Source organism: Nocardia sputi, from assembly GCF_023501985.1.
Genome location: NZ_JAMFLC010000025.1, coordinates 1 through 19187, shown reverse-complemented (window position 1 = coordinate 19187; position 19187 = coordinate 1). Strand labels below are relative to the sequence as shown.

The following is a 19187-nucleotide window of genomic DNA, read 5'->3' as shown; positions in this document are numbered from 1 at the left end:
GCTCGGCAAACTCAGCGGGCCTACACTAGACGATAATGACAACGTTTTTCAACAATGCGTCCTCCAACGATGCCCTGGACTGCTACCGGCTGCTGGGACGGTCGGGCCTGCGTGTATCACCGATGGCCTTGGGCACCATGACCTTCGGAACCGACTGGGGATGGGGCGCCGACAAGAACGAGGCTCGGCGCATCTTCGACGCCTACGTCACACGCGGCGGCAACTTCCTCGACACGGCAGGCAATTACACCAACGGCAACGCCGAGAAATGGCTCGGCGAGTTCGCCGCGGCCGACCGCGAGGCTCTGGTCCTGTCCACCAAGTACACCCTGCTGCGACGGCTCACCGATCCGAATTCCGGCGGCAACCATCGCAAGAACATGGTCGCCTCGGTCGAGGCGAGCCTACGCCGCCTGGGCACCGACTATCTCGACCTGCTGTACCTGCACATGTGGGACGGCCTCACGCCGCCCGAAGAGATCCTGCGCGCGATGGACGATCTGGTGCGCGCGGGCAAAGTGCTGTACCTCGGCATTTCGAACACCCCCGTCTGGCAGATCGCACGCATGCAGACGATGGCCGACTTGCGGGGATGGACGCCGCTCATCGCGGTTCAACTGGAGTACAACCTGACCGAACGCACGGCCGAACACGACATGCTGCCGATGGCCCGCGAAATGGGCCTCGGCGTGGTTGCCTGGTCGCCACTGGCGGGAGGCGTGCTCGCCGGTAAGTACACCGATGCGGATCTCCCGTCGGATGCGCGGCGTCCGGTGGTGGGAACCACCCGCAAAGACCTGATCGTCGCCAACGACGGTCTCACCGAACGGTCGCTGACCATCGCCGAGACCGTACGCCAGGTGGCCCGGCAACTCGGCCGGTCGCCGGCGCAGGTGGCCCTCGCCTGGCTGCTGCGCCAACCCGGCCTAACCGCACCCGTTCTCGGTGCCCGAACTCGCGCGCAGCTCGAGGACAACCTCGACGCCTTGGACCTCGCCTTCGACGACCACCATCTCGAGCGCCTCAGCAATGCGTCCGCCATCACGCCGGGATATCCGCACACCGTACTGGCTCGCCCATTGGCTCACCGCAGCGTGCACGGAGACATGCGGATTCAGCTGAGCTGAGCTGAGCTCCCACAGCTGAACCACCTTCGGACGATCACGACAGGAATTCGCCTTGGCTCTTTTCGATCTGTTCACCGACCGACTGCTGCGCAGACCTCGCGGACCGCTGGCACGGTTGATGTGGCGGGACATGAAATCCCATCACCCGATCTTCCGCGACACGCTGGCAGAGCTTCACCTCACCGACAACGACCACCTCCTCGAGGTGGGCTGCGGAGGCGGCACTTTCGCCGCTAGTGCGCTGGAAACCGGTTGCCGCGTAACAGCCGTGGATCACAGCGCCGATATGGTGGCGCTCACCAGGTCGAGGAACGAAACCGCCGTCCGAGAGGGCAGGCTCGAGGTCATCGAGGCCGCGGCGGAAGCATTGCCCCTGCCGGACGGACACTTCAGCAGCGCGACCGCGATGAACATCCTGTTCTTCGTCGAGGCGCCCGCCATGCTGTCCGAACTGCACCGAGTCCTCGCACCGAACGGTCGCTTGGTCCTGCACACCGTCGCGCCCGATCCCCCACGGTCGCTCATGCCACCGCCGGTCGCCAAGCGCGCCCGCTTCCACTCCGACGCCGAACTCGTCGCCATGCTCGAAGAAGCCGGCCTGCGTGAGCCGAAAATCCGACGCGTAGACGGCGTTTTCCAAATCGCCACCGCCACGCGGCCGGCCTGATCGGCACGGGCGGGCGCGCACCATGGACGCGTACGCCCCGCCCCTGCGGACCTCCCTCCGCCGCCCCACACGCGGGTTCCATTGGAAGCGACGACCGCGATCCTGTTCGGATGACGGTCACGGGAACGAAGCCGTTCCTCATCGATCAGGGTCGGTCGACGGGTTCGGCGGCTCGTGCTGACAGGATGTGAGCGTGCTCGCGCAGAACACTCCGACGTCGATTCGGACGAAAGTGCCCTCGACGTACGCACTGGTCGCGCTGATCGCCCTCGGGCTGGTCATGCAGGCGCCGCTGGTGCGCGCGGTCGGTGCGTCGGCACGGTTGCAGACCGCGGTGACGATATTCTCCGGCGTCTTCGTGCAGGCGGTGCCCTTTCTGGTACTCGGCGTACTGGTCAGTGGTGGCATCGCGGCGTTCGTCTCCCCTGCCGTGCTGCGAAAGGTGCTGCCCCGCAACGAGCCCGCGGCGATCGGCGTAGCCGGGCTGGCGGGCATGGCGTTGCCTGGATGTGAGTGCGGTGTCGTGCCGGTGGCGCGACGGTTGACCGATCAGGGCGCGCCGGGCTCGGTAGCGCTGGCTTTCATGCTGTCCGCGCCCGCGACCAACCCGGTCGTGCTGATCTCCACCGCGGTGGCTTTTCCCGGCGAGCCGGGTATGGTCGCGGCGCGGTTCACCGGTTCGCTGGCCACCGCGGTCGCGATGGGCTTCATCTGGTCGATGTTCGGCCGTCCGGCGTGGCTGTTGCCGAGGGCCGGGCATGGTCACTGCGTGGCGGGCCGCACCCGCTGGGAGGTCTTCACCGAGGCCGCGCGCCACGATCTACTACAGGCCAGCGCTTTTCTCGTACTCGGCGCGGGGGCGGCCGCCGCGCTCCATGTGCTGGTCCCGCCCTCCTGGTTTGAACATCTGGCCGGCCAGATGGTGATAGCCATCGTTGTTCTGGCCGTCTTGGCGATCGTGCTGGCGCTGTGCTCGGAGGCCGACGCGTTCGTCGCTGCGAGCATGTCGACGCTGCCGTTGCTGCCGCGGCTGGTGTTCCTGGTGGTCGGGCCCGCGGTCGATGTGAAACTGTTCGCCATGCAGGCGGGTACGTTCGGACGAGCGTTCGCGATGCGATTCGCGCCGGTGACGCTCGGGGTGGCCGTGGTGTGCGGCGCCCTCGCCGGATATGTCTTTCTCGGAGGTGCCCGGTGAGACGGGAGACCCAGAATCTGCTGTTGCTGCTGATCGGCGGCGCGGTCTTGTGGATCGCGCTCGATGGCTCCTACCTGCGCTACGTGAAACCCGGCCTCTATCCGTTCCTGCTGATCAGCGGCGCGGGTTTCATTCTGCTCGGGCTGATCGCGATCGTGCGCGACATCCGGCGCGGCGCGGCCACCTCGAGCGACGAGCACGACCATGGGCACGGCACCGGCCGGGCCCATTGGCTCCTGCTGCTTCCGGCCGCCGCACTGCTGCTGATCGCCCCGCCCGCGCTGGGCGCCGACGCCGCCGTGACGAGCCCTCGGGTACAGGTCGTGGCCGGCGATTCGCCCTCGGCGCAACCGGAGCGATGGCCGTTTCCGCCCCTGCCGACGGATCCCGCACCGACGTTGCGGGTTGTCGATCTGGTGGATCGGGCGCTGTTCGACTCGAACCGCTCCCTGGACGGCCGAGAGGTGACCATCAGCGGATTCGCGATGCGGCCGGTCGATCTCGGGCAACGGCCTTCCGACACCACCGACACAGATCTCGCGCGAGTGGTCATCACCTGCTGCGTCGCCGATGCCCGCTATGTAGTCGTGCACCTTACGGGGATGCCGGAAGTGATCGAGGACGACACGTGGCTCGAGGTCCGCGGCTTCGTCGAACCGGACAGCGCCCAGCATGATCCCGACTTCACACCAACTCTCCGCGTCACCGACTATCAGCGGATCCCAGCTCCGGATCACACATACGAACGCAGTCGCCAGTGATCCGCGGTCGCTGCTTTCAGCCACCCACGAGGGCCGAGTTCGTCGCCGGACATCGGCTGGGCTGTCGACCGTGACCTTCCGGATTGATTGCGACCGCTCGTTTCGGGAACCCGTGGACAACGACTCATCCAGACCCGGAGGTTCTCTGGTGACCTGTCGCGGGTCTTCGCTGCACGGCGAGGTCTCGCACGATCGCAGGAGGTGTTGCGTTGTCTGTCGACCGCCACGACGAGGATGCCGCGACGGGCGCCGACCGCCCTGGCGGCCCGGCCCCTCGGAGTGAGGCCGCGGCCGCCGAACGATTCGCCATCCGCAGTGCCGCGGCGTTGTTGGGCGCTGTGGCCGTCGGTCTCGGGTTCGGTGTGCTTACAGCGCTGGTCCGGGCGCGGTGGGAACCGATGCAGAGCGCGGATCAGGCGGTCACCGACAGCCTGGTCTCCGTGGCAGCGGAGCACAGGATTCTGCGGAACGTACTCACCGGCATCACCGATCTCGGCGGGACCGGCACGCTGGTCCTTGTGCTCGCCGTCTGCGGGCTCTGGCTGCTCATTCGTCGTCTCCCCCGCCTTGCTGTCTACGTGGTGGTGACAGGCGCGGGTGGGTTGATCCTCAACCCGATCGTCAAAGAGCTTGTCGCCCGGCTGCGTCCGGTGGTGGAGACTCCCCTCTACAGCACAGACGGGTGGAGCTTCCCCAGCGGACACGCGATGAGTTCACTGGTGTGCTACGGCGTTGTCCTGCTGGTTTTCGCACCGATCCTGCCGACGGGCCCACGCCGTGCGGTGGCCGTGTTCGCGGTCCTCATGGTGGCGGCCGTCGGCGTCAGCCGGATAGCGCTGGGCGTGCACTACCTCACCGACGTCCTCGCGGGCTGGCTGCTCGGGTCGCTGTGGCTCGTGCTGGCCACCGTCGCGTTCCACCGATGGCGTGGCGACGCCCGAATCGGCGACGCGGGCCCGCTGCCGGGTGACGTACCGCCGGCCGAGGAAGACGACTTGCGGCCGGTCCCGCTGCGGCATGCGCCCACCCTTCCCCACCCATGGCGAGGAATCGGCGAACTCGCGGTCGCGTGGGTGCTGCTCGTCGGAGGGCTCGTCGGAATCGGCATGCTGGTGCGCGCCCCGGAAGCCGAAAACCCGGTGCCGCGGTGGGATCACAGCATCGTGGCGACGCTTGCCGAGCACCGTAACCCTACGCTCACCTCCATCCTCGGCGTGTTCGGCGAACTCGGTAATACCACCGCGGTCATCACGGTCGCCCTGATCGTCGCCGCGCTGGCGGTGGGCGTCCTCCGCAGCTGGCGCCCGGCGTTGTTCCTCGGTATCGCGCTGTCGGGTGAGATCACGCTGTTTCTCACCACCGCCGCGATCGTCGACCGCGACCGCCCCCAGGTCCCACACCTCAATCCCGACCTGCCACCCACCGCCAGCTTCCCTTCCGGGCACGTCGCCGCCTCGTTGACGCTTTACTCAGCCACCGCCGCACTCCTGTGGGCCACCACCCGCGGACGAGGGCATCGGCTCCTGTCCGTCACCATCATCGCGATCCCCACGCTGGTGGGCGTGCAGCGAATCTACGCCGGTGCGCACTACCCCACCGACATCATCGGCGCGGTCCTGCTGGCATCGATATGGACAGCGATCGCCTGGTGGGTCGTCGAACCCGTCGAGACCTCTGGTCAGTCGGCGGCTCTGGGCAGCACCGCACGAAACTTTCCGTTCCGCAACGCGTCACCGGCCACGGCAAGGACTTCCCGCGCGTCGTCGACACCGATCCGCAAGAGATCAGCCGCCGACGACACCGAAACGCCCTGAAGTAACACACATGGATCAGATCTGCCGCAACATCGGGCTCCGACACATCCGCCAACGCCGCCCGGATGATATCGGCTACATCGAATTCCTCCGGCCGAAACACATCATCGACATCATCGGTTCTGCTGGCGGTCTCAGCGACATCACGAGACCTGCTTGTCGAACCCTGACCGACTGTGTTGGGCGTGGACGCCGGTAAGGCTACTGATCTGGCCATCTGGTCCCGTCTTTGCTGGTGCGCGGCCGACCGTCCGCAGGCGTCATCTGTGTGTATCGAGCGACACTCTGAGTGACCACCTCGGCTTCCTGCCCTCGCATCTCGAACCAGCGGCGGAACCGATCCTGCTGCGACATCGGCGAACCGGCGTCCGCTCGGTTGCGCACCGAATCAGCGGAAAGCCCATCCGCGTCGGCGGGCTCGGGCGGTCGGCTGCCGATCTAGCCATCGGGAAGGCCCTGCTGATACATGGCGAAGTGTACCCGCTTGATTTCCGGCCGTTGAAGTGTCGTAACGTAATGGTGGATGACCCATTGCGGTGTGCCGACAATGGCACCGTTGATTTCCGCGTCGGCGAATCCGACGGCAATGGCCTCGGGGTAATTGAGTTTGGTCTTGGTCGAATCTTCGAAGGCGAACGAGGGCAAGCGACTACGCCATTCCACGTAACTCTCGGTCAAGCCGTACAGCTCCAGCTTTCCGTGGGCGGCGATCAATACTGCGGCGAGCTTTTTGCTGAGTGCATAGTTGGTGGCCTGATCGATGGCGTGGGCGAATTCGTGGCAGACATCGTCTGCGTATATCTGAGCGCTGCTCGGATGCATGCCGTTCAGGCGACGGAAGTCGCTGTCAGCGAGAGTCATCATCCGATCGGCCGCATGCGGCAAACTGAATGTAAGTATGGTTTGGAAGAGGGCAGGGTCATTCTCCACATACTCGCGGATGGCGATGGCGCGCGCTCCTGCCACGAAATCGATTTTGAGTACGCGGATTTTGGTCATGAGCTTGCGGAAACCGGGAGCGTACCGATACTTGCCGAGCAGGTCATCCAATTTGTCCAGGATTTCCCCGACCGTATCCGCCGGGATGTGGGGACTGACGAGCCCGGACAGCTCGATATAGGGGTGATCGAGCTCGAAATTCGCGACCAGTCTGGTCTTGGCCTGCGCCTCCTCGTCGAGCCCGGCCATCCGCAGTGGATGCTCGGCGTGCTGCGCCACCTCTCGCAACGCGGACATAGCCGCCATCTGCGTATCGAGCACTGTCCTCGAGATCGACGGGGGAAATGGTATCTGTGCCAGCGAATCCCCAACGGACTTCACCAGCTGTCCGATCTCGACGATGTCTTGCCGACCAAGGTGGTGGTCCTGCCACACTCTGCGGCCGCCGACGTCGCGGACGAAGGCGGCGGCGAAGGGGCTCGTCTTGCCGGTGATCGCCGCGAAGATGCCCAGCAGGTCGACTGCCCGAGGGTTGTTGCGTGCCCCCTCGAGCACGAAGTCCCGGTAGAGGACATGATATGGATCCTGTCGATCCAGCAACACGTCGGCGATCGGCGCGCCCATGGCCCGGCCGATCTTCGCTTTGGTCCACTCCGCCATTGCCTGGTCAGCATCGTCGTAGATCTCCCTGAGGACCTGTGTCTCCTTCTTGTCGTCGAAGGTCAGCAACTCGATCGTGACTCCCGGACGTCCCTGCATCGCCTGCATTCGCTTCACACTGGGTGCCTGCGCGACCTTGTCGATTTCGGTTCCGAGGCTTGCGGTTTCGTCGTCAGGAGGTCGATTGCCTATGAAATCAGGAGGGCGCGCGGAGCTCGGCTCATCGGTGCCGGATCCCGCTGCCGACTTCGGAAAGAACTGTTGCGAAAACTCGATCGACGTCGCCTGTTCCGGAGATGCGCTGTCGGTCGGTCGGGACCATGAAGTGATACCCGACGGCTCGGGGCGATGGGGGGAATCAGACTGGTCGGACGCTCCGGGCCGATTACTCGAGCGTGACCACGGCGTCGACTTCTCCGCGTTATTCGGTCCGGCATCACCTGGCTGATCCTGCGGCCGGTTCCCTATGAGCCCAGATGTGCGATCGCCTTCCTCTGGAGACGAACCGCCCGACTGTTCCGGTGTCTCGAATCGGCCGAAGTTCGTGGTGATGTATCCGTCGAGTTCCATCCACGTGGTGGTCAGCTGGATCAGCCGGGCGAACCGCACATGATCGAGCAGCGCGTTCAGGAGGCGACCAGTCGGGGTTTCCTCCATCGAGGCGGCGAGGCGTTCGAGTGCCTGTGGTAGGTCCATACCCGCATTCGCCGCCACGCCGGAGCTGGTGGCAGAGCGACCGAGCATGTCGTCGAGATCTCGTGTGCGCTGTGTGCGCCGTTCGGCATTCGAGTTGTTGAGCGCGTTGTCCGGTGTTCCTTCGAGTGCCAGTGTCGTGGCACGTTGGAGATCATCTTCCAGCCGGAGGCTGCGACCGATCCACGGACCGAGCGCCGTCGACAGCTGCTGCCCGCCACTGCTGAGCAGTCGGTCCCATTCCGGCTGGGTGAGCGCGGTCAACCGCCTGTGCAGCAGGTTGAGCACTTCGCTCAGCTGTGTCATCACCAGACCGGGGTTCGTCCCGGTCAGCGTGGCAATCGTCGCGGCCGACGCTTTTCGGGCGTGCTGCCATGCCTCGATGGCCGCGGCCTCCGCACCGCGTACGGGTGGCTCCTCGCCGAATCGCTGCGCAGCCGCGCGTAACTGCGCTGCGGCGTCCGCGCGGTTGCGCGCCAAATCAGCGGAAAGCCCCGCCGCATCGGCGGAGTCGGATGGCCGACTGCCGATGAACCCACCGGGCCGGTCCGCGCCGGGCCGGGTGATGGTTTCGTCGAACAACGTGGGAGGCTCGTAAGCGAGGCCGTCAACGAGACGGATCCCCAGCAGTCGCACCCGCAGCCGCCCATCGTTCAGCTCGACCGCCAGCGAGCCGGTGTGCTTCAGACCACCCCACCGTCGTGATGCGCGCCCGACCGCTGCGGATACCGCCGAACCCACTTGATCCGCACCGAAATCTTCTGCCAGCCCCGCCAACTGCGCGGGGTCTACGTGAACGATGCTTTTTCGATCTCCCCACAGATGAACCAACCAAGAATCCGTTTCACCTGCCCGACCCCGCCACTCGAACGTGCCGAACCCTTTACCCAGCAACTCCGATTCCAGGGCCCTACGGGCACGCACCACCGTAGATCCCGACAGCGCTCCGGAGACCGTGAAACCTTTGTCGCTGCCCCTGCTCGACAAAAGCAACTTCACGCTGTCGCCATCCGCCGCCGCTATACCGTAGTTCACCAGGCACGCAGCGATATCGAGCAGTCCAGCGGCGGGCTCGACCGAGGCGGCGTCCAATCCGAGGGAACTCAGCGGCCCCGTGAGAGAAGCACGAATTTGCGACGTAGGTGCATCCGGTCCGAACACCACCGACGAACGCCGCATCGGATCATTGGAGTCGGCTGCCGAATCCGATGGACGGCTGCCGATGTAGCCATCGGGACCGTCTTGCCCGGAAACCGATCGCCCGAGGTGTTGTTCGAAGGTGTGAACTACCTGAGCGGTGTCGGGGTGCCATTCGACACCGTCGGATTCGGTTACCCATCGGTTCATGCGCTGATGGAACTCGGCGAATACGGGGGCGACTCGATCGGGTTCGGGACCCGGGTCGGGGTCACGGTATCGGACGATCATGTGGTCGCCCTGCCGGTATACGGCAACCTCGATATTGCCGGGTTCGTGGCGAAGGGGGCCGAGGATCAGCGGTACTCGCACCTCGTCGGCGCTGCGTGTCGTTCCGCCGCGAACAGGCTTTATCCAGAAACCGTCGTCGTAGACAGCGAAGATCGACTCGATGCTTCCCAGGAAGCCGAGCGGCTCCATGGTGAACAGCGCCGACACCGGTGTCGAATCGTGGCGCCACAGTTTGCCCTGGCTCGCATTGTCGAAGTTGGTGTCATCGAGACCGAGCCCGCCACGTGTCAGCGCATCACGCAGTTGGGCGGTACCCATGGGATCGAAGATTTCGTCCACCCGATAGGGACGTACCGGATCGTCCAGCCGTCCGTTCTGGTCGGTGAACAATGTGCCCCAGCCGGCCAGCTCGTCCCCCATAGCCGACATCAGGTGAAGCAGGGAATTGTGGTCGATCGCGGCCAGGAAGCGGCCCCACTGATCCATCACGAAGGAAACACCATCCGATCCGGTCCGCAGTAGCTCTGACGAGGGACCGGTCGATTTGATGAAATCCCCTCCGTGCATAGCGAAAGCCAGAGCTTCGATAACGGGGAAAATGTCTTCGTCCGAGGCCCCGACCAAATACTCGGACGCGATGGGGTAGGCGGTGTAGGTCGGTCGGATAGATCTCGGTGTTTCGGAGCCGTGCCGGGCGAGGGCACCGAGGTCGAGCACGATTCGCTCGATCGTCTGCGGTAGCAGCGGATTGTGGTCGAGGCCACGCATGGCGCTGGATCGCATAGCGGGAGCGATCGCGCCGTCGGCGGACGCGATTGCCGCGTGGATATCCAGGCGCAGTTGAAACAGCGACAGCCCTGCCTCGGTGGCTGGCCGAGTCGACCCCAGGCGAACCACCGCCGCCGCGACGGCATGGTCCAGCTCGCGAAGCCGGTTGATCGCCTCGTCGGTGTCGTGGCTGCGGGTCAGATAGTACATCGCCGCCCGGTAGGCGTTCGGAATATATCGGCCGCCGGCGTCGCAGAAGATCCGGTCCGAGCCGGTGAGCGCCGCAGCGAATTCGGGTGCTTGCGCAGGCAGCGCACGCAGCGACTGGATCAGCTCTTCGTCCCAGCCGTTGTCGCGTCCCGCGAGGAGGCACTCGTCGGCAAGCCGTGCCCAGTCGGAGCCGTCGACGAAGCGCGCCGCCCCGAGTTCGGCGACTGCGCGCAATCGCTCCGGGAATCGGGTCAGTACATCGAGATCGTGGGTATAGGACGCCGACCGCGTGTCGGCCAGGTGGAGCGCTCCGATTACCTCGAATACATTGGTCGCCGCGTCGGCCGCGGCGAGCAGCGATCCGGAACCACCGGCGGCGCTTCGATGCAACTGTTCGATCACCAATACGGTCTGCACTCGTGCCGTGGCGATGGCTGCTTCCAGCGCGGGCGATTGTCCGCGATGCACGTCCGCGATATGCGCCGAAGTCTCCGTCTGGGCGCGGTTAAGGAATGTTCGCAGGCCGTGGTCGGACAGCTGGGTTGCCCACTCTGCGAGTTCTTCTCGCGTCGCGTGGACCGGATCGGGCCTGGTGGGTTCGTCGCGCGTGGTGAGATCCTCGGCGGGCTGCCGGTCACCTGGTTCGGGCGTGAAACCCGTTGGACGGCTGCCGATGAATCCGTCGGGCCCGCCGCTTCGTGGCTCGTCGGCCCGCGCTGCGGCTTCCCAGTCGGGATAGAAGCGACTCATGAACGCCGTGGCGATATCGCCCGGTGCGTCCAGTCCGGCGAGCAGGCGCAGCGCGTAATCCGGGTTCATGCCGAACTCGCCCCGGGGGTTCTCCGCGCGTTCTTCCTGGCTCAAACCGGTCAGGCCCACACTTGCGCGCGCGGCCAACTCCGTGCGTGACAGTCCCTTACTCGTGCGAGCGGCAATTATCCAGTCCTTGGGATGGCGGAACCGGTCGGACCGGGGATCAGGAAACTCGCCGTGTTCGTCCGGGAAGTACTCGCGCAGTACTGACTCCGCCACTTCGGCGGGAGCGCCCAGACCTTCCAGCAGACGCACCGCCATATCCCGCGTGATCGTCACCCCACGCTCCAGCGAACCGATATATGTCGCCGAATTCGGCACGCCCATGCGAGCGGCCAATTGGGCCTGAGTCAGTCCGCGAGCAAGGCGAGCATCCTTCGACCACCGCCGGAACGGCTCGGTGCCGTTCGGGGTCGGCCACGCCGCTGGAGCCGACCCGTCGGGTTGCTCGATCAACGCCTCCGGGACCGTGTGCCGCGCCCACGGCGTCGGCCTGCCTGCGGCCTCACCCGGGCTGGGCGGTCTGCTCCCGATGAATTCGCCCGGTCCGGTAGTGTCCTCACCCGGCACGGAATCGCCGGGCGACGCCGGTGGAATCGGCGGTTGATCCGGCTCCGTCCTCGCTGTCCTCCACGGCGTGGGCCGGTTCTGCTCGCTCGCGGTGACGTCGGACGACGGCCGGCTGCCGATGGGACCGTCGAGTCCGTGCGGTCGGGTGCGCTGTTCCTGCTGGTCGGGTGCTCTATCCGGCTGGTCGCTCCGAGTCCACCGGGTACGTTCGCTCCGCGGTTTCTCCGCGTCACCGACCGGCGGGCGCCGGTCAGTGACAATCAGCCGTTCGATGGCAAGAGCGGATGTCGAGTGGTAACCCTGCCGCGTTGTGCCGTGCAGATCGAGGGTCTCGAATTGCCGCCCGTGCTCAGTGGTCAATGGAACGACGAGTCGATCCGTGTACGTCCCGTCCTCGGCCATCCGCCGTTTGATCTCGTCCTGGGCCTGCCGGATCAACCTTTTTGTACGGTCGTACTCCCCGTGGAGGACGCGAGTGTCAGGGTCCGCTGCGATGCGTTCTGGTAGCTCGATGACGTGCCGGTCGATCCAAGCCTCCTCGTACCCGGCGCGGCGAAAGGCGTCGCGGATCGGCTCGGCAATCGGTCGCACGTTTCGTTCCCCAGTGTCGGGGTCGATGATCAGACGCTGCTCCTGAGGGACCTGCAGATTGCTGTAGCAAGGAATGATGTAGGCGTCGTCGAGAGGGTAGGCGTAACTGGGATTCCCGTCCAAAGGACGGAATGTGGCGTCGCTGGCCAGATGAGCCTCGTCCGGTGCGGTCGTCTTGGCCTCGTTGCGTATCGGCGTTGTCTTCGTGATCGCGCCGAGTGGCATGACGACGATCGCGCCGAGCGGGTCAGGCAGTACAGTGCCGTTCCCGGTTGCGAGTGTGCGGCGGAGTCCGGCGTATCCGACGTACATGTTGAAGTTTTCCGTCCCCTGCCAGTTCCCCGGCTTGATGAAATGCACCCCGAGGGAATGGCCGGCCGTGGTGTTGATGATCTCGTCGTGTGCGCCGGACCGGATCATGCCCGCTGTGGCGATTGCCCGAATGTTCGGGGTGAAGTGCAGGTACAGTGTGTCGGCCGGATCCACGAAGGTGCTGAGATCCGATCGGTGCTCCGCCGACTTATCCACTACTCGGGTGTACAGATCGGGGGCAGTCTGGGGAATGCCCACTGTGGTGCGCACGCGGGCTACGGTGTCCTCCAAGGCCCTGACGCGCCGAGCCTCCTGATCGCGGAACACGAGACCCCGCATCGAGGATTCGGCGAATATGCCGACCGCGGACTGTTCGACCATCCTCAGTACGTCATCAACGATCACGGCGATGTGCCGGGGCGCGGCAATGGCGGCTACTGCTTCGACTACATCGTCTCTGGTACGCAGACCCCGGGCGATCTCCGATAGCAGCGGCGCCAGCCCGTCGCCCGGGATATCGTGCCATCCAGCGCTGATATTCCGACGCGCCGCCGATATTTTGGACCGCATCGAATCGATGTCGTCGAGCAAACCCTGGATCGTCCGACGCGACCCGCGCTCAAAGAGCACCTCTGCCGCGTGGTCGAGCTGACCTCGAATTCCGCGCTGCAAACGCCGCATCGCGTCATCGACTCGGAAGGCGTCCACCCGATGCGAATCCAGTTCCGCGAGCCGAACCCGGGCCGCGGTGTGTAACGCCTGGGCATAACGATTTCTCGCCCCGGGAAGCAACGCGGCGAGTCCACCGTGCTTGGCCGGCATTATCTCGTTCAGTACTCGAATATCTCGATCGTCCAGACGCGGCTTCGCGGTAACCTGACGCAGGGTCGCGATCATCTGGTCACGCCGTCCCTCTGGAGTTTCGGCGTATGCGGCCAACTGCTGGTCCAAGAATGTATTCAGTTCATCGCGGACACCGGTCAGAGACACCATGTCTACCGTTCCGGATTCACCGACCAATGCCGCGAGCACGTGCTCCAATTCGCACACCTGATCGGTGATCCGGTCGACTGCCTGATCGCGTTCGGTCAGGGCATCCGACAGTGCGTCCGCATGCTCTTGGGTGAGCAGAAGCTGCTCGGGAACGAGAGCAGGCCCCGCCATCTGCTCATCGGTGAGATCCCCCGCGTCCGCACCGCCCCCGGGATGGACCGGAGCGCCATCGCGCATCGCCACGAACGTCTCGAGCGTCGCCAGACCGTCTCCGACCTCGGCCCCGGTCCTGGCATGAACCTCCGCCCGCGTGGTCCGGAAATCCAGCGGCGCAGTACCGGCCGACCATGTCGACTCGCGGTCGCGTCCCGCTGGGGGCCTGCTGCCGACGCGGCCTTGCATGGAGCCCGCATCCGTGCCGCGACTTTCCGGATCGTCGTGCGGCATCGCCGAACCGGAGTCGACGTTCGACGACTGCGTGTCCGGTTCAGTCGTATCGGCCGGGACGGAGCTGTCCGGTGACGGGCCGTCGCCGGGCGGGCGAGCGCCGGCGAGCGCGAACATCTTCCGCCGCAGCGGTGGGGCACGGCTCGACCAGAGCGATGGCGGAGGAAGTCCTGGGTCCCGGGAGGCGACAGCAGAGCGCTGTGTTGCGGAAAGGCGGGCGAGGGGTTGGCCCTTGTTGTCGAACTCGATGGCGAAAACGGCGCGATCGGCCTCCTTCAGTCGGTCGATGAACGCTTGCTGCTCGCGCCGCCATTGCTGGAACGGGACTGCCTTGTTCAGCAGCGCGGGCCGACCTGCCAGATCTGCCGGAGTGATCGGAGTCTCTCCGGGGGCGGCCGCGATGTCCAAGACGACCAGGTTCGGGGCATCTGCTCGGTCACTGTCGTTGACCAGCAGCACCAGGTGGCTTTCGACTTCCCCCTTGTTCATCCACCTATAGACCAGCGCCTGGCTACCCCCGGGACGATCTTTCAGCGATTCGGCGGCCGCGTCCAGCGACCCGAATGCCCGGAAGGCGCCGCCGAAGGCCCGCTCGGTGTCTTCTTCGTCGTGGCCCCGCAGTGGCATGTCGTCCGGCAGATGGTAGGCGTGCTCGCTGTCGGGGTACAGCACCCGCATCATCGTCACGCCGTTGTTGACGCAGCTCTTCGGGCTGCGCTGGTGGATGGCGACGGCGAGGTCGAGCAGGGCGGTGACGGCCAGGTAGGTGGAGGCGGCGAGCACGAGGAGTTCGGTGGCCGGGTCGTCGGCGGTTTCGGTGGGGGCGAGCAGGCGGGCGACCGCGTCGGCGAGCCAGTCGCGGGCGGTGGCGGTGTTCACCTCGGTGGCGGGAACGTCCAGCAGGTCCGCCAGCTCTTTGCGGGCGGTGTCGACGGCGGCACCGACTTGGCGCACGCCCTCCGCGCCTGCGACCTGAGCGGGTTCCCAGCCGAGTTCGGCGGCCAGCCGATTGCGCTGGGGCATCAGATGATTCAGTGCCTGCTCGTCGCTGAGTGTGTCCGCCCGCATCACCACCGCGGGCGCGGCGTGGTCGAGGTGCTGGTTCAGCGCTTCCACAGCGGCGGATGAGACGCCTGCTCGTTCCAGCAGTCGGCTCAGCGGGTCGTCGTCATCGTCGGTGTCGAACATGGCCGCGGCCGCCTGGACCGATGCGGGAATCCCCAGCCACCCGGCCAGCCGCGCGAACCGGTCCCCCCGCAGGTGCGGTTGGACGGCGTCAGGCCCGACGTGCACCGCCTCCATCACGACGCGGTCCTTGTCCGCCCCGGCGTGGCCGGTGTCCGACCTGGTCCGGCCAGGGTCTGCCCCGGTCGGGTCAACGCCCGCCGCAGCATGGGCAGTGCCCGGCCCGGTGTGGAGGAGGTCCGCAGCGACGGTGGACTGGGGCGAGGTGGCGGCGAGATCTTCTGCGGCCGGGGGCGCGTGGGCTTGGTTGGCGCGGCGCATCGCACGCTGCAGATACGTGCGGTCGGCCGCGTCGTTCTGCAAGGGGGTGGTCAGGCTGCGCATCTCCCGCTCGGCCGCGGCGACATCGGCCGCGGTGGCCGCGACCTTCGTCCGCGCCGCCTGCACGGACTTCTGCGGTTGCGCCGCATCCGGGTCACCTACCTGACGGACGGTTTCGGTGTATTCGGCGGTGGCCTCGGCGTGCTTGGCCACCGCGGCCCGGTAGTGGGTGACCGCGACCCGCGCACCCTGCTGTTGCGCCTCGCTGTAGAGGCGGTCGGACGCGGCGACGTTGAAACAGAAGCTGCCGTTGCGGCCGTTGCGGCCCGCGCGCGCCGACCACTGATGGTCCTCGTCCGGATTGGTCGGCGAACGCCCCAGCATGTGCGCGTGTACCCCGCCCAGCTCATTGACCTCGTCGCTGATCGACACGTCGAAACCCCGGCCGAGCATCCCCGTGCCGACAGTCACCGCGCCCCGGACACCCGCAGTGTCCTTGACCGACAGCAGGTGTTCCTCGGCGGCGTTGTTGTCGCGGTGCTCGGCGAACCACCGGGCATCGATCGAATTGTGCTCCACGCCCGCCTTGGTCAGCATCAGCGAGAATTTCCGAGCCAGATCGTTGAACGGGCAGATCACCAGCACCGGCCGCCCCGCTGCCTGCAACTGCCGCACCCGGCCCACCGCATCCCGCAATTTCTCCGGCTCGGTGAGGAAAATCCGATCCTGCTCCCCCACCAGTTTCGACCGGCCGAAGTCCTCCACCTTCGCCAAACCACCCTCGACAGGGAAGTTCTCCTTGATCTCCGCCGCGGTCCGCTCCAGCGTGCCCGACATCAGATGCAGATGTTCGTACCTGCCGAGGACGTCCTCCACGGTCACCTTTTTCGACCCCGTCCCATCGGAGTACACCGGGGCACCGAACATCGCCTCCACCATTTTGTGGCGGCCTCCGAACCACCGGCTCTCGGTGCCGATCTTCGGATCGCTTCGCGGCTTCCCGTACTCGTCGAGAATCTGTACCTTCTTCTCGGAATCCTCTCCGAAGATCTGGAAATCCCGATCCAGTTTCAACCGGCCCGCCTTGACGTCCAGGAAGGCACGGGCCATCTCGGTTTCCTCGGCGGTGAATTTCCGTCCGGCGTAGCTTTCCCACAACCGGCTCACCGTGTCCAGGCACTGCTCGGGTTGTTCGCGCAGCAATCGCGCCGTCAGCGTCCGTGCCGCCCCGACCTCCACCGCCGACAGCGCCCGTACGGCCCCGGCCTCCTCCGCTGTCAGCGGCCCATCGTGGAGTGCCTCTTCCAGATGCATCGACAGGTCCTTCGCCGCGGTGATTCGGCTGCGCAAGACGGCTTTCAAGAAGTCACGCACCCGGTGCACCCCGGCGGCCTCCACCTCCGAGGCGATCTCCCGCTGCCCCTCGGACTGGTAGTGCACCGTCTGGTTGTGCACCAGCACCGCGTCCGCCTCATCGATGGTCGCGGTTTTCCCCGGGGGCGGCCGGTCGAACAGCTCGGCGGTCGCACGCTCGTCGTAGGTCATGTAGTAGACAGTCGGGCGTTGCGTCTCGCCCGGCGGGTCGTGCGGATCCCAGCGCGCCACCTCATACCCGAGACCGCGCAGCATCGGCGCGAATTCCCGCACCCCCTCGTTGGCCAGCACCTCGGTCGTGGTGATCACATGATGCACCCGCACCGACTTACCGCTCGCGGCCTCCACCGGCTCTCCACGCGACAACTGCCGCAACGTATCCAGCGCACCGACCATGGACTTGCCCTGCCCCGTGCCCATCTGACGCATGAAGCCGTGCTCGCCGAGCAGGAACGCCTTGATCTGATTCCACCGCGGCGTCTTCCCGGTTCCCTCGCGCACCGCGTCGATGTACCGCAGCAGCGATTCCGCCCGATCGCCGTGCTCCATCGCGTGCCTGCGCTGCTCCCACGACTCACCGGCCAGCTCCTCCTGCCGCAACCGATAGACCGTCAGCGCTTTCTTCGCCGCCGCCTTGAACTGAGCCTGCTGCTCGGCGGTGAGGTCCCGCTTCGTCGCCGGATCTGCCGAAGGCAACCCCACCAACTCCTGCGCCAGTTCCCCCACCGGGCGGTCGGGTGCGTCGTGCACGGATGGGCGATCGTCGGCGGGCGCCGCATCCGCGGAGTGTTCCACCGGCGGCTCGTGCGCCGACGGTATGTCCGTCTGCTTCGGCGCCGTGACCCGCGCCGGGCCCTCATCGCCCGCACTGTGAGGACCGGCATCGCCCACCTCCACCGGAGGATCAACCGTCGCCGGTCCCGGTCCCGGCCGCGCAGCCGCCGGCTCGTGTCCAGCCACACTGTCGCCAGCAGGAGCCCAGGCAATCCGGCCACGACCGGCCGCGTGCGCGCCGCCCTCGCCGTGATCTGCCGATGGCCGCGGCCCCGAACCGGAGTAGTCGCCACCCGCGCTCGACAGGACAGCACCGGAAGCCGAGCCACGCCCAGCCTGCACACCACCACCACCACCAGCACCAGCACCGTGCGCGCCACCACCAGCCTGCACACCACCAGCACCAGCACCGTGCGCACCGCTACCAGCCTGCCCATTGCCGGCGTGCGCACCGCCGCCACTATCGGCCTGCCCGCCGTCCCTGGTCTGCGATATCCCGGCGCCACCAGCCTGCGCACCGCCGTCGTTGTGCATATCACCGCCATGCGCACCGTCATCGCCGCGCGCACGATCGCCGATCCGGTCTGCGGCTGCCCGGTCACCCTGCCGTGCGGGCGAGTTGGAGTCCCCTGGTTGCCCGGCCGTCCCTGCCTGACCGTTCGCGTGGGCATCCGAAACCGGAGCCCACTCACCTGATCCCGAATCGGCGAGGTGCCGCGCGCGGTCTCCCGACTCGTCGGGCCCGTGCTGTCCATCGCCCGTCGCTCCCGGCGGCCCCGACGAAACCGAGTTCTCTTCAGCCTGCGATGGTCCGGCGCCCGTAGCGGGGCCGGGTGAGGCCGGGTTCGCGGGCTGCGGGGTAGTGCCGCCGGTGTTGTCAACCGGAGCAGGTGGAGCGGGAACCAGCGATTTCGTCCCCTGAGGAGCCCCCGCCAGCCGCATCACGGCATCCTTGCTCAGACTCATCGTCGAAGGATCCGGAGGCACGTGGGCCACGCTGCCATCGACCACTTCTCTCACGGGGGAACCGAGATCCGAGTGGCCCCCTCTGTGGACATCAACGACTCCGGCGAATCCGCCGCTGAGCAGCGACGCCAAAACGTCCTCGGGGCGTTCCGGCCAGCCCGTGATCAACGCCGCCGCACCCAAACCGGACACCGCGCCCGCGACCCCCTGCACCAGCCCAAGCGCCCAGCGGCTGGTCTCCAGACGGGGAAAGGCCTTCGGCGCAAGCATCCCCGCGGCCATGCCGCCCAACGCACCCCCAGCGCCCGATACTCCTGCGGCAGCGACCGACTTCAGATCAATACCCCTCGGGTTCTCTCCGTTCGGGCCCTTGACGGTCGAATTCCGGTCGCGGGAGGCGACTTGCGCAAGCTGTACCCCGAGATCCACACCCGCGGGCAGCGCGGCGGCCTTGCCGACCGCGACCGCGAACCGGGCCGGCCCCAACGCCGACAGGCGCCCCGCCGTCTTCGCAGCGCCCACCTTGTAGGCCTGCTCGAGGCCCGCGCGCATCAGCGCGACCCTGCCTCGGCCCTCGAC

The 19187-nt window shown here is 66.5% G+C and carries 7 protein-coding genes; 6 read left to right on the top strand and 1 reads right to left on the bottom strand.

The annotated features are described in order from the left end of the window. Positions 1 to 35: 35 nt before the first annotated feature. The 5 genes from M8859_RS29205 to M8859_RS29185 all read left to right on the top strand — a co-directional run bounded on the left by M8859_RS29205 (position 36) and on the right by M8859_RS29185 (position 5564). Positions 36 to 1127 carry an aldo/keto reductase gene (locus M8859_RS29205; RefSeq protein WP_159927055.1) on the top strand — a complete coding sequence of 364 codons (1092 nt, stop codon included), beginning with the start codon at positions 36 to 38 and terminating at the stop codon, positions 1125 to 1127. A gap of 52 nt (positions 1128 to 1179) precedes the next feature. Next, positions 1180 to 1794: a class I SAM-dependent methyltransferase gene (locus tag M8859_RS29200; protein ID WP_159927057.1), complete on the top strand. Its 615-nt coding sequence runs from the start codon at positions 1180 to 1182 to the stop codon at positions 1792 to 1794. A 193-nt stretch (positions 1795 to 1987) separates the two neighbouring features. Beyond that, positions 1988 to 2989, top strand: a complete 1002-nt coding sequence (locus M8859_RS29195; protein ID WP_321212516.1) for a permease — start codon at positions 1988 to 1990, stop codon at positions 2987 to 2989. Next, positions 2986 to 3750: a TIGR03943 family putative permease subunit gene (locus tag M8859_RS29190; RefSeq protein ID WP_195070818.1), complete on the top strand. Its 765-nt coding sequence runs from the start codon at positions 2986 to 2988 to the stop codon at positions 3748 to 3750. The genes M8859_RS29195 and M8859_RS29190 overlap by 4 nt, the downstream gene beginning before the upstream one ends. Positions 3751 to 3959: 209 nt before the next feature. Further along, positions 3960 to 5564 carry a phosphatase PAP2 family protein gene (locus M8859_RS29185; protein WP_249645138.1) on the top strand — a complete coding sequence of 535 codons (1605 nt, stop codon included), beginning with the start codon at positions 3960 to 3962 and terminating at the stop codon, positions 5562 to 5564. 438 nt (positions 5565 to 6002) lie between these two features. Here the strand turns inward: M8859_RS29185 and M8859_RS29180 are convergent, their stop codons facing one another. Next, complete coding sequence (locus tag M8859_RS29180) at positions 6003 to 17663, bottom strand: preprotein translocase subunit SecA (RefSeq protein ID WP_249645137.1); 11661 nt, start codon at positions 17661 to 17663, stop codon at positions 6003 to 6005. Between the two features lie 153 nt (positions 17664 to 17816). On the opposite strand from M8859_RS29180, the gene M8859_RS29175 reads away from it, so the two are divergent. Then, positions 17817 to 18338, top strand: a complete 522-nt coding sequence (locus tag M8859_RS29175; RefSeq protein ID WP_249645136.1) for a hypothetical protein — start codon at positions 17817 to 17819, stop codon at positions 18336 to 18338. Positions 18339 to 19187: the final 849 nt, after the last annotated feature.

Coding starts and splice junctions, on each gene's coding strand:
- M8859_RS29205 (WP_159927055.1), top strand. CDS start 36: ATGACAACGTTTTTCAACAATGCGTCCTCCAACGATGCCCTGGACTGC.